At 33.4% G+C, this 13,085-nt stretch carries 19 protein-coding genes; all 19 read left to right on the top strand.

Annotated elements, in window-relative coordinates:
* Positions 1-156: 156 nt before the first annotated feature.
* The 19 genes from EQG61_RS13625 (at position 157) to EQG61_RS13535 (ending at position 12,865) form a co-directional block, all read left to right on the top strand.
* The gene (locus EQG61_RS13625; protein ID WP_129462503.1) at positions 157-546 is read left to right on the top strand and encodes a hypothetical protein; all 390 of its coding nucleotides are present in this window, start codon (positions 157-159) and stop codon (positions 544-546) included.
* 240 nt (positions 547-786) lie between these two features.
* Positions 787-1,059, top strand: a complete 273-nt coding sequence (locus tag EQG61_RS13620) for a hypothetical protein (RefSeq protein ID WP_129462502.1) — start codon at positions 787-789, stop codon at positions 1,057-1,059.
* 147 nt (positions 1,060-1,206) lie between these two features.
* Complete coding sequence (locus tag EQG61_RS13615) at positions 1,207-1,506, top strand: hypothetical protein (RefSeq protein ID WP_129462501.1); 300 nt, start codon at positions 1,207-1,209, stop codon at positions 1,504-1,506.
* 186 nt (positions 1,507-1,692) lie between these two features.
* On the top strand, positions 1,693-2,181 hold the full coding sequence (locus tag EQG61_RS13610; RefSeq protein WP_129462500.1) for a hypothetical protein: 489 nt from the start codon (positions 1,693-1,695) through the stop codon (positions 2,179-2,181).
* 178 nt (positions 2,182-2,359) lie between these two features.
* Positions 2,360-2,764: a hypothetical protein gene (locus EQG61_RS13605; protein ID WP_129462499.1), complete on the top strand. Its 405-nt coding sequence runs from the start codon at positions 2,360-2,362 to the stop codon at positions 2,762-2,764.
* A gap of 183 nt (positions 2,765-2,947) precedes the next feature.
* Positions 2,948-3,472 (top strand): hypothetical protein, encoded by a 525-nt coding sequence (locus tag EQG61_RS13600; RefSeq protein WP_129462498.1) that lies wholly within the window; start codon positions 2,948-2,950, stop codon positions 3,470-3,472.
* Positions 3,473-3,863: 391 nt separating this feature from the next.
* Positions 3,864-4,349: a hypothetical protein gene (locus EQG61_RS13595; RefSeq protein WP_129462497.1), complete on the top strand. Its 486-nt coding sequence runs from the start codon at positions 3,864-3,866 to the stop codon at positions 4,347-4,349.
* Between the two features lie 177 nt (positions 4,350-4,526).
* Positions 4,527-5,081, top strand: coding sequence for a TPM domain-containing protein (locus EQG61_RS13590; RefSeq protein ID WP_129462496.1), 555 nt, complete (start codon positions 4,527-4,529; stop codon positions 5,079-5,081).
* Between the two features lie 155 nt (positions 5,082-5,236).
* Complete coding sequence (locus EQG61_RS13585; RefSeq protein WP_129462495.1) at positions 5,237-5,680, top strand: DUF4304 domain-containing protein; 444 nt, start codon at positions 5,237-5,239, stop codon at positions 5,678-5,680.
* Between the two features lie 140 nt (positions 5,681-5,820).
* On the top strand, positions 5,821-6,276 hold the full coding sequence (locus EQG61_RS13580) for a DUF4265 domain-containing protein (protein ID WP_129462494.1): 456 nt from the start codon (positions 5,821-5,823) through the stop codon (positions 6,274-6,276).
* A 173-nt stretch (positions 6,277-6,449) separates the two neighbouring features.
* A complete protein-coding gene (locus EQG61_RS13575; RefSeq protein WP_129462493.1) occupies positions 6,450-6,878 on the top strand; it encodes a hypothetical protein in 429 nt (142 codons plus the stop codon).
* A gap of 164 nt (positions 6,879-7,042) precedes the next feature.
* The gene (locus EQG61_RS13570; protein WP_129462492.1) at positions 7,043-7,699 is read left to right on the top strand and encodes a hypothetical protein; all 657 of its coding nucleotides are present in this window, start codon (positions 7,043-7,045) and stop codon (positions 7,697-7,699) included.
* A 676-nt stretch (positions 7,700-8,375) separates the two neighbouring features.
* A complete protein-coding gene (locus EQG61_RS13565) occupies positions 8,376-8,726 on the top strand; it encodes a hypothetical protein (RefSeq protein ID WP_129462491.1) in 351 nt (116 codons plus the stop codon).
* A 186-nt stretch (positions 8,727-8,912) separates the two neighbouring features.
* Positions 8,913-9,374: a DUF3592 domain-containing protein gene (locus EQG61_RS13560; RefSeq protein WP_129462490.1), complete on the top strand. Its 462-nt coding sequence runs from the start codon at positions 8,913-8,915 to the stop codon at positions 9,372-9,374.
* Between the two features lie 157 nt (positions 9,375-9,531).
* Positions 9,532-10,056, top strand: coding sequence for a hypothetical protein (locus EQG61_RS13555; RefSeq protein ID WP_129462489.1), 525 nt, complete (start codon positions 9,532-9,534; stop codon positions 10,054-10,056).
* A gap of 185 nt (positions 10,057-10,241) precedes the next feature.
* Entirely contained in the window at positions 10,242-10,712 is a 471-nt protein-coding gene (locus EQG61_RS13550; RefSeq protein WP_129462488.1) for a hypothetical protein, read from the top strand.
* 153 nt (positions 10,713-10,865) lie between these two features.
* Positions 10,866-11,417: a hypothetical protein gene (locus EQG61_RS13545; RefSeq protein WP_129462487.1), complete on the top strand. Its 552-nt coding sequence runs from the start codon at positions 10,866-10,868 to the stop codon at positions 11,415-11,417.
* 162 nt (positions 11,418-11,579) lie between these two features.
* Complete coding sequence (locus EQG61_RS13540) at positions 11,580-12,134, top strand: TPM domain-containing protein (RefSeq protein WP_129462486.1); 555 nt, start codon at positions 11,580-11,582, stop codon at positions 12,132-12,134.
* A 173-nt stretch (positions 12,135-12,307) separates the two neighbouring features.
* Positions 12,308-12,865 carry a hypothetical protein gene (locus EQG61_RS13535; RefSeq protein WP_129462485.1) on the top strand — a complete coding sequence of 186 codons (558 nt, stop codon included), beginning with the start codon at positions 12,308-12,310 and terminating at the stop codon, positions 12,863-12,865.
* Positions 12,866-13,085 lie beyond the last annotated feature (220 nt).

Raw genomic sequence — 13,085 nt, 5'->3', positions numbered from 1 at the left:
TAACAGCCGCTAGCCGCTATGGCTGGTATGTGCTAGTTCGGTGTTTGGTTTACACGAAAAACGTTTATCTTAGTAAGGAAAAATCGTTTCGCTTTGACCGCCACAGTCGGCTAGCGGCGGAACGTTACTGGCAAGCCGTGTAGAACAGATCGTAATATGAGCGGAGTAATTTACATTGAAAATCAAATAATTTTTTGGTCTTTGAAAGATGAAATTCTTTGTAGAATCCCATTAAATAAAATCTTAGCAATTGGAGAATTAACTTTTGAATCCTTGTCCGATGACTATTTCATGATTTTTATATTGGAAGACGGCTCAACAAAGCAAATATCATTTTATGCGGATAACTTTGAGCAACTTAAAAATATAATTGCGGAAAAATTTAAATTTGAATTTAGGACTCAACTTGCAAATTCTATTAAATGGAAATCAGCCCTAATGTATCCTTTAGAATTTAGTGGAATTGAAATATTTCCAAACGCAAATTCATTTACTGTTAGCGACGAATTATTGGAGAAAATTCGGCCTGCCAGTAACAGCCGCTAGCCGCTATGGCTGGTATGTGCTAGTTCGGTGTTTGGTTTACACGAAAAACATTTATCTTAGTAAGAAAAAATCGTTTCGCTTTTCCGCCACAGTCGGCTAGCGGCGGAACGTTACCGGTAACTTTAACCAATCAAACGAAGAAAGATCAGAATAATATCAGCCAATAAATTAAATCAAGTTCTTGAACAAAAGTCAGCAGATGAGAAATCAATATTGATTTCTCAATTATTTCTTGATGCTATGAATGATTGGCCAACTTTAAATTTAAAAGAACCCGACGAGTTTATTGGAAAACTGAAAGATGAAGTGGGGCCAAGTTTAACTTTGAACGATTTTAAATTATTCTCGAAAAGATTGAATGTTGTCCATGATGCATGGAAAATAGAATCATTAGAGTCAATAATTAAGATTTATGAAGTAGTAGGGAATGAAAATTCTCCGCAGCAAGAATTAGAAAAAATTTTAGATTCAATTATAATAACTGAAAACAAAGCTACCGGTAACAGCCGCTAGCCGCTATGGCTGGTAAGTGCTAGTTTGGTGTTTGGTTTACACGAAAAACATTTATCTTAGTAAGGAAAAATCGTTTCGCTTTTCCGCCACAGTCGGCTAGCGGCGGAACGTTAGCGGCAATGCGCTGACCATAACACTTTAAAAGTAATGCAAAAACATATTTTAAAGAGAATCGGAATATTTAGTATTTGGCTTGTAATAACTTTAGTTGTTATTTACTTAAAAGATAAACCAAAAGATATAGCTGAGTTTATATTCCGTTCACTTTTTGGTGTGTTTTTTTTGATTTTACTTTCATCTATTTTTCTGTTATATGAAAGTGGAGAGCTTAAAAGGCAAGGGAGTTTGAAACTCTACAAGGCAAACAGGATTATTGGATTTATAAGTTTATCGTTTTTGTTAGTAATTGTTATCGTATTTGTTCGAGGTGTGATTTTAACATTCTAAATTCGCACTCCCGCTAACAGCCGCTAGCCGCTATGGCTGGTAAGTGCTAGTTTGGTGTTTGGTTTACACGAAAAACGTTTATCTTAGTAAGGAAAAATCGTTTCGCTTTGACCGCCACAGTCGGCTAGCGGCGGAACGTTAGGCTGCATTCAAAACCGACACGTTAATTTGCTAAAAAGAAGTAATATGAACGAATATTTCAAAGAAATGTATTCAAAAATCCAAGATAATTGGAATGTTGATTCATCATTAAAATATTTTGGCATTGGAAAAAGTAATGAAGGAAGTGAAGAATCAAAAGCTATATTGAGATATTATATTGAACCGGATGATAAGCGATTTCGACAAATTTTTTTGAACTTTGATATGAATCGCAATATAGAATCAATAGTTTGGTTTTTAGACAGGAATGAAAGTGAATTATTAAGTTTGGCACAATTAAAAGAACTATTTGGCTTATTTGAAACTCATAATATAGTTTATGATGAAACCACAGAACTTTTTTTTCTTCCAACACAAAATAAATTTATTAAATATGTACAAACTACAATACCAGAATGGGTTGAAAAAAGAAGAGATGGGACTTTATATTTCATAAAAGGTAATCAAGAATACGAATTAGACGACAATTACAAAGTATCAACAATTGTATTTAAAATAATGAACGCCGCCTAACAGCCGCTAGCCGCTATGGCTGGTAAGTGCTAGTTTGGTGTTGGGTTTACACGAAAAACATTTATCTTAGTAAGGAAAAACCGTTTCGCTTTGACCGCCACAGTCGGCTAGCGGCGGAACGTTGTGCGACACTTTTGAAAAACTGTTCGTTAAATGAGGGAACTTTAAATTTTCGAAATTGAAAAACTTAATTTACAATAATTTACTTTTTATAGCAGGTTTAATTTTGCTGTTCATTTCGAGTATGGTCATTTGGGGAAACTTAGTTGACTATGATATCTATAAAAATGGATTTGAAATTACGGTTAATGTGATTGATGCGCCTGAAAATTGTGATAATGTTTCATCAAGAGGAGGATTTTGCAAATTGGAGTATAACGGAAAAGTATATGTTGTAAGAGCAGGTAATAAGTATTGTTCATTAGTGTCAGGGCAGAGTAAAGTAAAAATGCTAACCGATAAGTCTGCCACCAAATTACAATTCCCTGAGGAATTCAATAGCTTTGAGTACTATTCCGGTTTTATACTTTTAGCTTTTTCGATTTATGTGATTGTTAAAGGTTACATGATTCGAATTAAATAAAAGCGTGACTAAAAATTAAAGCGATCGCACAACAGCCGCTAGCCGCTATGGCTGGTAAGTGCTAGTTTGGCGTTTAGTTTACACGAAAAACATTTATCTTAGTAAGGAAATAATCGTTTCGCTTTGACCGCCACAGTCGGCTAGCGGCGGAACGTTAGTGGCAATATTAAACTATCTGCTGTAATGAGAATATGTGCATTTATATTAACTTTTTTTTGCTTCATTTTTACAAATGCGCAGGTCAATGAGTTTACTGAATCAGAACTTAGAACAAAAGCTGATTCTGAAATGGCGGATTATATAGAAGGAATGCATGAGTCAGACTCTTTAAAACTTAGACAGAAAACTTATGACTCATTTTCTTTGTTGATTAAAAAGTTCCCAAAATCTGAAAATCTCAGTTTTTACTTGTACACAAAAGGCTGTTTAGCCGACAAAATAGAGGAAGCTAAAAGTTGCTTCAAAGAAGTTATACAAATCAATAGTTGGAGTTATTATGTTATACAATCTTACTTTAGACTTAGCTGGTTTGCCGTTAAAGACAAAGACTTTAAATTAGCGCTACAATATTTAGATATTATTGAAAAAATGGAACAGCCAAATTACCATTGTGGCGTTGAACTGGAGTCATATCAATCACAGCTAAATAATATCCGACAAGAATGTGAAAAGGGACTGAAAACCAATACTGCCACTAACAGCCGCTAGCCGCTATGGCTCGAATGTGCTAGTTCGGCGTTTGGTTTACACGAAAAACGTTTATCTTAGTAAGGAAAAATCGTTTCGCTTTTCCGCCACAGTCGGCTAGCGGCGGAACGTTAGCGGCAACCTTGAACCAATCAGAGCGTAGTATTTTTTATTTATTTGGATTGTGTTTTGGTTTCCGATTAAAATGTTTTGTGTGAAAATTGGAACGTTGCAGTAACGTAGGAATTAAGGCTCCCGCTAACAGCCGCTAGCCGCTATGGCTGCTATGTGCTAGTTTGGTGTTTGGTTTACACGAAAAACGTTTATCTTAGTAAGAAAAAATCGTTTCGCTTTGATCGCCACAGTCGGCTAGCGGCGAAACGTTAGCAGCAACTTTAGCACCGCTTAAAAAATGAAAATCCAACGAATATCATCTATTTTTTTCATTGCAATAATTTTGATTTTAATTTGGAAATCATACGACTTTTTCAATCCAAATTTTGAGAATAAATTCAAACAGAATGTAAAAGAATTAGATGATAACAGAAATGAACTTAATCAAATGATTAGATTGGCAACCAACGAAATTTCAAATCAAAGAATACCAAATAAGGAAATGGATTTAGACGACGTGTCTGAAGAGTTGCGAGTGAAAATGGAAGATTTAGGCTTTACAAGTTTCAGATTTGAAGAAGTTAATAATTGTGGTCAAAAGTTTAGATTCTTTTTCAATGTCGGAGAAGGTTGGAATCAAGATAATCTCAACCATGTTGAATTGATTTATTCACCTTGTGATAAAGAAACGGAAAATGGGTTTCACAGTTTTGATGGTAACCATATTGATATATTAGGTGCAGGTGGAAATTGGAAAATTTTATCTGATACTGATTTTATATAAAAAAGCTGCCGCTAACAGCCGCTAGCCGCTATGGCTGGTATGTGCTAGTTCGGTGTTTGGTTTACACGAAAAACGTTTATCTTAGTAAGGAAAAATCGTTTCGCTTTGACCGCCACAGTCGGCTAGCGGCGGAACGTTGGTGGTAATTTTGGGAAACCACTACTAAAAAAAGAAACTATGAATTTAAAATTTATCTTTTTCATTTTTGTGGCAATGAACTTAAATGCTCAAAATGAAATTATTGAGAAAAAAGATAGTCTTAAAGAAAAAACCTTAGAATTTCATAGAGAAAACTTTTGGAAGAACTTACCAAAGCCAACAAATTGGACTACCGATTTTGAAAATTTGTACACTGATATTGAGCAAACTAAACTTGATAGTGTAATTGCAAATTTTGAGAAGAAAACAAAAATTGAAATAGCTATAGTAACTATCGATAGTTTAAAAACTTCTAAAGAAGAATTTGATGACTTTAGTTTGAATTTAGCCAATAAATGGGGAGTTGGAAAGTATGGTAAAGACAATGGGATTTTGATAGCAATTTCTAAATGTTACAGAAGAATTAGAATCTTGAATGGTTATGGAATTGAGAAAATAATAAGTGATAAAGAAACTAAAGTTATTATTGAAAATTATTTTATCCCTGATTTTAGAAGAGAAAAATATTACGAAGGCACCTTTAAAGGGCTTTTAGAAATTATAAAAATGATTGAAAGTAGGGGCGGAAAATAAAACTACCACCAACAGCCGCTAGCCGCTATGGCTGGTAAGTGCTAGTTTGGTGTTTGGCTTTCACGAAAAACATTTATCTTAGTAAGAAATAATTGTTTCGCTTTGACCGCCACAGTCGGCTAGCGGCGGAACGTTATGAGCAAGCTTTAATCAACATGAGTGCAGAAAGAGACGAGATGATAAAGTCGTTAAACAAAATTTTTGTTCCTGAGTTAAGAAAGTTAAATTTTAAGGGGAGCTTTCCACATTTTAGAAAAACAGAAAGCGAAATAACTAATCTTTTAACATTTCAATTTGATCGAGATGGGGGTGGATTCGTAATTGAACTCGCCAATCATAAAGGGAAAGAATACATAACGAAATGGAATGAAATAATAGAACTTAAAAAACTAACAGCTCATAATTTAACAGAGAGAAAGAGAATATATCCAAATTCAAAAACTGAAAAAAAAGGAAAAAAAAGTTGGTTTAGATATGATGAAAAATCAATTTTCAGTTTTGGTAATAAATTTGACAAACTATCTAAAAAAGCTGTTCAGAGAATTCCTTTGATGGTAATATATTGGGACGAAATTAAGCCTGCTCATAACAGCCGCTAGCCGCTATGGCTGGTATGTGCTAGTTTGGCGTTTGGCTTTCACGAAAAACGTTTATCTTAGTAAGAAATAATCGTTTCGCTTTGACCGCCACAGTCGGCTAGCGGCGGAACGTTATGTGATACTGCTTAAAAACTGCACCTATGGGAAAAACGTCTGTAAAAATATTATTTAGATTTTACAGTGATATTATAGAAAGTTGGACAGTTGAAACTTTGTGGGCTGAAATTGTGAATGCTGACAAAGGGCTTTACAAACTTGATAATATTCCGTTTTATGCTTCTGTTTCCTGTGAGGACATAGTTTATGCTGAGTTTGATACAGATGAGAAAATGTTAACTTACCGGAAAACAGTCGAACATTCTGGGAATTCAACAATTCAAGTGATAGTTACCGAAAAGAATATGGATGCCCAAGAATTACGAGATCAATTGAAATCACTTGGGTGTGATTATGAAAAATACAGTGAGAATTATTTTGTCCTTATGATACCTAAAAATGTAGATTACAAACCAATTCGTGAAATATTAAATGATTTAGAAAAGCAGGAGAAAATTGGCTATGCAGAACCTAATTTAGCCGAAAACCACTGTTACTGAATAAATGCAGCATCACATAACAGCCGCTAGCCGCTATGGCTGGAATGTGCTAGTTTGAAGTTTGGTTTACACGAAAAACGTTTATCTTAGTAAGGAAAAATCGTTTCGCTTTGACCGCCACAGTCGGCTAGCGGCGGAACGTTAGGCGCAATATTAACAAACCAAATCTTTAAATGAAAAATCTATTCAACTTGATTCTGTTTTTAAGTGTTGTTTGTTCAGCACAAATAGACAATACTTTCTTACTTTTTCAATACAGAAAATTTGGCATAAATGGTAAACAAATAAATGTGGAATTCAAAATTATTAATTTGACTTCTATCATGGTTTATAAGACAATTGACAACAAAATGGAAATGCCATTTGAAATAGAAAAAGTAAAATATGATTTACTGATTAAAGAGTTAAAATCAGCAGTTGAATTAAAACCAAAAGAAGAAGAAATTATTTGTTCTCATGGAAACTATCTACACATTCAATACAAAGAGAATGGAAAATATAAAAATATTGAGTCAGAATGTATTTCGCCAAAAATGAATTCTTGGGCCTTTAGCTTATTGGAGAAATTTTTAAAATTAATAGACGAAAAAGAAATATTTTGAAAAAAATACTGCGCCTAACAGCCGCTAGCCGCTATGGCTGGTAAGTGCTAGTTTGGTGTTTGGATTACACGAAAAACATTTATCTTAGTAAGAAAAAATCGTTTCGCTTTTCCGCCACAGTCGGCTAGCGGCGGAACGTTATAAGCCATTTTAAAAAGACGACCGTGAGACAAAAGAAAATTCGTGGACATAAGAGACGACATAAGCAAATCGACAATTGGCGACTTGACAATTTATCGCTTGACCTGACTGACTATTTGCTAAACGAGCGTGACAGATATTATGCAAAAATCAGAGTGCATCCATGGAGTGGAATTTCATTGACAAATAGCATAACGCCACAACCGAAAGGAAAGACAAAACAAAAAATGCTCAATGGGCTACTTGATATTTACGAGAATTGGAAAACTCAGCTCGACAAATTAGGAAAACCATATTATTTAAAAGTTTGGCTTTTTGAACCGCGTTTTTCACAATCGCAAGTTGTATGTGCTATTGGTGACAATGTTGGCTTTTATGAAAACACATTTTATAAGCCTGACTCGGACAAAACTATACAACTCGATAGATATGGAACATTAAAGACAAAGCTATCTAATTTAAATTGGGACTATAGCTTAGACGAAGACCATTATGACAATACTTTAGTTGGTGAACCAGAAATTTATGTATCAAGACAGGATTATGAAGAAACGGTAAAATGGTTTGACAAACTTTTAAAAAAGCCACATCGAACACAGAAGTTTAAAGAACCAATTGGTGAGACAACAGAATTATATTCATTTAAACGTGGTGACGTATGGTTGGGTGGTCAGAAATAAAAACGGCTTATAACAGCCGCTAGCCGCTATGGCTGGTAAGTGCTAGTTTGGTGTTTGGTTTACACGAAAAACGTTTATCTTAGTAAGAAATAATCGTTTCGCTTTGACCGCCACAGTCGGCTAGCGGCGGAACGTTAGCGGTAATATGTAAACAAGTTTGCGTTGAAAAGAAACTCTAGAAATTTATGGAAGATTTCCAAACATTAATTTTATTGGTTTACTCTATAATCTTGTTAAGCGCCTTATTAGTAATTGTTTTAATGTACAATGAATATGTACGTTTAAAAAACGACGAGAAAAATAGTACTGGAAGTTGGCACGGGGGTACTTTTTTTATAAATCCCGAAGTAGTTATTCCGATTAATGACAAAACTGAAAGTGAAGATTTGCAAAAAGTGATAAACAATCATCGAAAAGTATTAATGTTTTTTTGGGTATGGTTACTGTTATTAATTCCAATTTTAATATTTCTAAACTTAAATGACTGATGAAATCATACTACCGCTAACAGCCGCTAGCCGCTATGGCTGGTAAGTGCTAGTTTGGCGTTTGGTTTACACGAAAAACGTTTATCTTAGTAAGAAATAATCGTTTCGCTTTGATCGCCACAGTCGGCTAGCGGCGGAACGTTATAGGCAATGCAGACCTACTGAACTTAAAAATTATATCTTAAAGAATGCAGAGTAGAAGAAATGAGATTAGTAAGAAAATGCGAAAATTTAAAAATCGTGTTATTATAATCTGTGTTTTATCGCCTATTTTGTATTTGATTTTGAATATAGCAAAGTGGCCAATTTTTAATTTTCTTTTGGATAATTACAGTAAAGTAACTACTGGTGTAATTATAGATGAAAAAAATTTCATTGGTAAAGGAGTTATTATTCAGATGTATTCATATTCTTATGAATTTTATGCCGAAAATGAGAGTTATATTGAAGATTCAAGGAATCAAAAATGTAAAGTTGGAGAAAAAGTCGAAATAGAATATTTGGAATGTTGTCCATCAATAAGTAGATTAAAACAATAGAAAACGAAGAATTTGCACTGCCTATAACAGCCGCTAGCCGCTATGGCTCGAATGTGCTAGTTCGATGTTTGGTTTACACGAAAAACCTTTATCTTAGTAAGGAAAAATCGTTTCGCTTTGACCGCCACAGTCGGCTAGCGGCGGAACGTTATGCGTCATTGTTAACTAACTGCAACTAAAGTAAAAATGGGAGAAATCCAAATAATGAATTTTGTTTTGATAATCTTTATTATCTCTTTTGTCGTTTGGATATTTTTTGTTTTTAAAACAATTTATTTCTATTCAGTAACAATTAAGAAATGGCGAACTACTCAAGCGAAAGTCATTGAATATGAATTGAAATGGTTTCGGTCAAAAACTGACTCAGACAATGAAGGCTGGAAAGAAAATATTAAATATAACTACACGGTAAACTCCATAGAATATGAAAATAATTGCGTGACAAAAAACTTCGAAATTATAACACCGTTTAAGAATTTTGCGAAAAAGTACAATTTCAATGAAAACCAAAAAATAGAAATTGCGTATGATCCAGAGAATCCTAAAAATTCCATCATTGACATGAAGCTAAACCCATTGACTGTTATTGTTCCGCTTGCATTCTATATTTTGACTTATTTGTTTCTTTTTAACAACAACGCCGCATAACAGCCGCTAGCCGCTATGGCTGGTAAGTGCTAGTTTGGCGTTTGGATTTCACGAAAAACATTTATCTTAGTAAGAAAAAATCGTTTCGCTTTGACCGCCACAGTCGGCTAGCGGCGGAACGTTACTGGCAAGCCAAAGAAATCATAATCTTTTAAGTATGAATAAAAATCTAATATTTCTTCTTGTTCTTTTTACTTCTAAAACTTTAATTGCTCAAGACAAATTAAGAATTACTTATGTAGGTTTTTTTCAAGATTGCCTGGAGAATTGGCCTCAACTAAAATTTGAAATCACAAATTTGACAAATGACACTTTGTATATTTCTTATGATAAAATAAAATTTGAGGTTAAAAAAAAGTCCAAAAAAATAGTTGAAGAGAAATATACAGCAAATACAGGTTTACCATTTATTAGACCAATAATTACTGAATGTCCAGAGCAACAGATTGAAAGAAATGTTTTAGCTCATAAATTTGCAAAGAAGTTATTAGAAAAAAATAAAGTTTCAGGAGTGGATGAAAAAAATGCAATTCAAAATATTGAAATAGCTTGCATTGTTATTTATCCAAATGAGAGATTATATTTATACAAGACTTTTTTTTGCAAAAAATTTGACAAGAAGTATGAGGTGACAGTTAAATCATATGATGATACAATAATTACAAGTTATCAAAGTAATTAAAAATAAATACAAAACGATTAAAATGGCCTGCCAGTAACAGCCGCTAGTCGCTATGGCTGGTAAGTGCTAGTTTGGTGTTTGGTTTACACGAAAAACATTTATCTTAGTAAGGAAAAATTGTTTCGCTTTGACCGCCACAGTCGGCTAGCGGCGGAACGTTACCGTCTATTGTATAACAAAACCGCATGAAAAAGACAATATTTTTTATTCTGTTTTTAATACTCGCAAGTTGCGGAAGACAAACCGAAAGCATTAAAATGCCAATTTTTGCTTTTAGCTATGTTGATTCTCAGAATGATTACGTAATAAAATATTCTGGAAAAGACACTTTGTATTTGAAAGACAAAATACGAGAGAAGAACTATTACACGGTATTAAACAATGAAGATGGTAAAGAGCTTTCTAAAATTATTGTTGAAATAGAAAAGCCTGAATATTTTAGCAACGAAGAATATGGAAACGTAAATAAAGTTTACTTCAAATTCTCAATATTGCATGAAACAAAAATGCCCAAATCATATCCATTTAGAAAAGACGCAGAAAAAGAAATGTTTAAAGCGGCGTCGAGAGTTAATAAAATAAAATCTACGCTGAATTTTTTGGAAACGGATAAAGAATATTTTTTTTCGCAAATAAAGGAAAACAACAGCCGGTAACAGCCGCTAGCCGCTATGGCTGGTAAGTGCTAGATTGGTGTTTGGATTACACGAAAAACGTTTATCTTAGTAAGAAAAAATCGTTTCGCTTTGATCGCCACAGCCGGCTAGCGGCGGAACGTTAGCGGTAATTACTAAAACGCCCATCTTTCTATGAAACATTTTTTAGCAATAGTAACTTTACTTTTCATTTCAGCTTGCACAAACAAACCTGAAAAAGCACCAATCGATTCATCGAAAGTTATTTTATCAGCAAAAATTTTACGCTATGAAGACCTGGGAATAAATGAGAAAGCAGATTTAAAATATGCTTGTTATTGCTATCCTGTAAATTGGAGAGAAAGCGTGGAGTATCTTAAAGAAGATGCATTTTATGTAAGTTGTAAAATTGACAATAAACTTTTGGCTCAACTTTGCGAATCCGAAACTTTTAAATTAGAAAGTTTGCTAGATGAAAAACCTAGTTCGCTTTATGGGAAGTATATAAATAGATGGCTGTTTATGGATTCACTAGGTCTAAAGGTTTGCGAAAAAAGCAAGTTTGAAGGACAAGAAATTAGAACAGTTTATAGAAAAGGAGAAATTGACAGTATAGTTATTGGACCTTTGATTACAAAGCCTAAAACAATGGCAATACAAATTCTTGATTCAAAATATTATAAAGATAACGCTGATCCAAGTTTTGAGTTCAGTAACTACCGCTAACAGCCGCTAGTCGCTATGGCTAGTAAGTGCTAGTTTGGTATTTGGTTTACACGAAAAACATTTATCTTAGTAAGAAATAATCGTTTCGCTTTGACCGCCACAGTCGGCTAGCGGCGGAACGTTGGTGGTAATTTTGGGAAACCACTACTAAAAAAAGAAACTATGAATTTAAAATTTATCTTTTTCATTTTTGTGGCAATGAACTTAAATGCTCAAAATGAAATTATTGAGAAAAAAGATAGTCTTAAAGAAAAAACCTTAGAATTTCATAGAGAAAACTTTTGGAAGTACTTACCAAAGCCAACAAATTGGACTACCGATTTTGAAAATTTGTACACTGATATTGAGCAAACTAAACTTGATAGTGTAATTGCAAATTTTGAGAAGAAAGCAAAAATTGAAATAGCTATAGTAACTATCGATAGTTTAAAAACTTCTAAAGAAGAATTTGATGACTTTAGTTTGAATTTAGCCAATAAATGGGGAGTTGGAAAGTATGGTAAAGACAATGGGATTTTGATAGCAATTTCTAAATGTTACAGAAGAATTAGAATCTTGAATGGTTATGGAATTGAGAAAATAATAAGTGATAAAGAAACTAAAGTTATTATTGAAAATTATTTTATCCCTGATTTTAGAAGAGAAAAATATTACGAAGGCACCTTTAAAGGGCTTTTAGAAATTATAAAAATGATTGAAAGTAGGGGCGGAAAATAAAACTACCACCAACAGCCGCTAGCCGCTATGGCTGGTAAGTGCTAGTTTGGCGTTTGGTTTACACGAAAAACGTTTATCTTAGTAAGAAAAAATCGTTTCGCTTTGACCGCCACAGTCGGCTAGCGGCGGAACGTTAGCCATCATTTTGAACCAACCTTATCTGCAAAATAACTGTGAAGGAAGAAATATTTAAATCAGAAAAACTAACTTTTGAAGAGAGGGTTAAAAAAGATTTGGGAATTAAGATTATTGCCTTTCTTTTTTTTAGCTTAATTCCTTTAGCAGTTAATCGGAATGCCTATAATCTTTTAATAACAATATTATTTCCTTTATTTATACTTTCTGTTTTAATACTTATAACTTTAAATACTACGAAAAAATATATTTATGAAGTACGAATTAACTCTGATGAAATAAAGTTTTATGGTAAAAAATACGATAAAGATTGGAATGAGAAGTTTAAAATAAATGATATAGATATTCAAATCATTGAACATAAATCGAAAGTTGGAAATGTTTTAGGTTATTCTATTATTTTTAAAAGTCCAAGCCGAAAAGTTACTGTAAACAAATTATTTAATTGGAACAATTTCACACTTTATAACCTCTTCATAGAATTCAAAAAAGCCAAAGGAGAGAAAATAATAATTGACGAAAATTCGCTCTTAACTGGAATAAAAAAAAGAGCCGAATATTATTATGAGTGGGAAGATATAAAAAACGATGGCTAACAGCCGCTAGCCGCTATGGCTGGTAAGTGCTAGTTTGGAGTTTGGATTACACGAAAAACGTTTATCTTAGTAAGAAATAATCGTTTCGCTTTTCCGCCACAGTCGGCTAGCGGCGGAACGTTATGCGTCAGGCTAAAAAATCTGCTAAAAAAGACATATGAAGTTATTTACAAAATTATTTCTCCTTACAATAATTGACTTTATCATTATTTGGTTTTGG

The sequence above is a fragment of the Flavobacterium stagni genome, assembly GCF_004122105.1.
GTDB lineage: Bacteria > Bacteroidota > Bacteroidia > Flavobacteriales > Flavobacteriaceae > Flavobacterium > Flavobacterium stagni.
Note: the sequence above shows the minus strand (reverse complement) of the source record. Positions and strands in the feature narration are given on the sequence as shown.

Coding starts and splice junctions, on each gene's coding strand:
- EQG61_RS13625 (WP_129462503.1), top strand. CDS start 157: ATGAGCGGAGTAATTTACATTGAAAATCAAATAATTTTTTGGTCTTTG.
- EQG61_RS13620 (WP_129462502.1), top strand. CDS start 787: ATGAATGATTGGCCAACTTTAAATTTAAAAGAACCCGACGAGTTTATT.
- EQG61_RS13615 (WP_129462501.1), top strand. CDS start 1,207: ATGCAAAAACATATTTTAAAGAGAATCGGAATATTTAGTATTTGGCTT.
- EQG61_RS13610 (WP_129462500.1), top strand. CDS start 1,693: ATGAACGAATATTTCAAAGAAATGTATTCAAAAATCCAAGATAATTGG.
- EQG61_RS13600 (WP_129462498.1), top strand. CDS start 2,948: ATGAGAATATGTGCATTTATATTAACTTTTTTTTGCTTCATTTTTACA.
- EQG61_RS13595 (WP_129462497.1), top strand. CDS start 3,864: ATGAAAATCCAACGAATATCATCTATTTTTTTCATTGCAATAATTTTG.
- EQG61_RS13590 (WP_129462496.1), top strand. CDS start 4,527: ATGAATTTAAAATTTATCTTTTTCATTTTTGTGGCAATGAACTTAAAT.
- EQG61_RS13585 (WP_129462495.1), top strand. CDS start 5,237: ATGAGTGCAGAAAGAGACGAGATGATAAAGTCGTTAAACAAAATTTTT.
- EQG61_RS13580 (WP_129462494.1), top strand. CDS start 5,821: ATGGGAAAAACGTCTGTAAAAATATTATTTAGATTTTACAGTGATATT.
- EQG61_RS13575 (WP_129462493.1), top strand. CDS start 6,450: ATGAAAAATCTATTCAACTTGATTCTGTTTTTAAGTGTTGTTTGTTCA.
- EQG61_RS13565 (WP_129462491.1), top strand. CDS start 8,376: ATGCAGAGTAGAAGAAATGAGATTAGTAAGAAAATGCGAAAATTTAAA.
- EQG61_RS13560 (WP_129462490.1), top strand. CDS start 8,913: ATGGGAGAAATCCAAATAATGAATTTTGTTTTGATAATCTTTATTATC.
- EQG61_RS13555 (WP_129462489.1), top strand. CDS start 9,532: ATGAATAAAAATCTAATATTTCTTCTTGTTCTTTTTACTTCTAAAACT.
- EQG61_RS13550 (WP_129462488.1), top strand. CDS start 10,242: ATGAAAAAGACAATATTTTTTATTCTGTTTTTAATACTCGCAAGTTGC.
- EQG61_RS13545 (WP_129462487.1), top strand. CDS start 10,866: ATGAAACATTTTTTAGCAATAGTAACTTTACTTTTCATTTCAGCTTGC.
- EQG61_RS13540 (WP_129462486.1), top strand. CDS start 11,580: ATGAATTTAAAATTTATCTTTTTCATTTTTGTGGCAATGAACTTAAAT.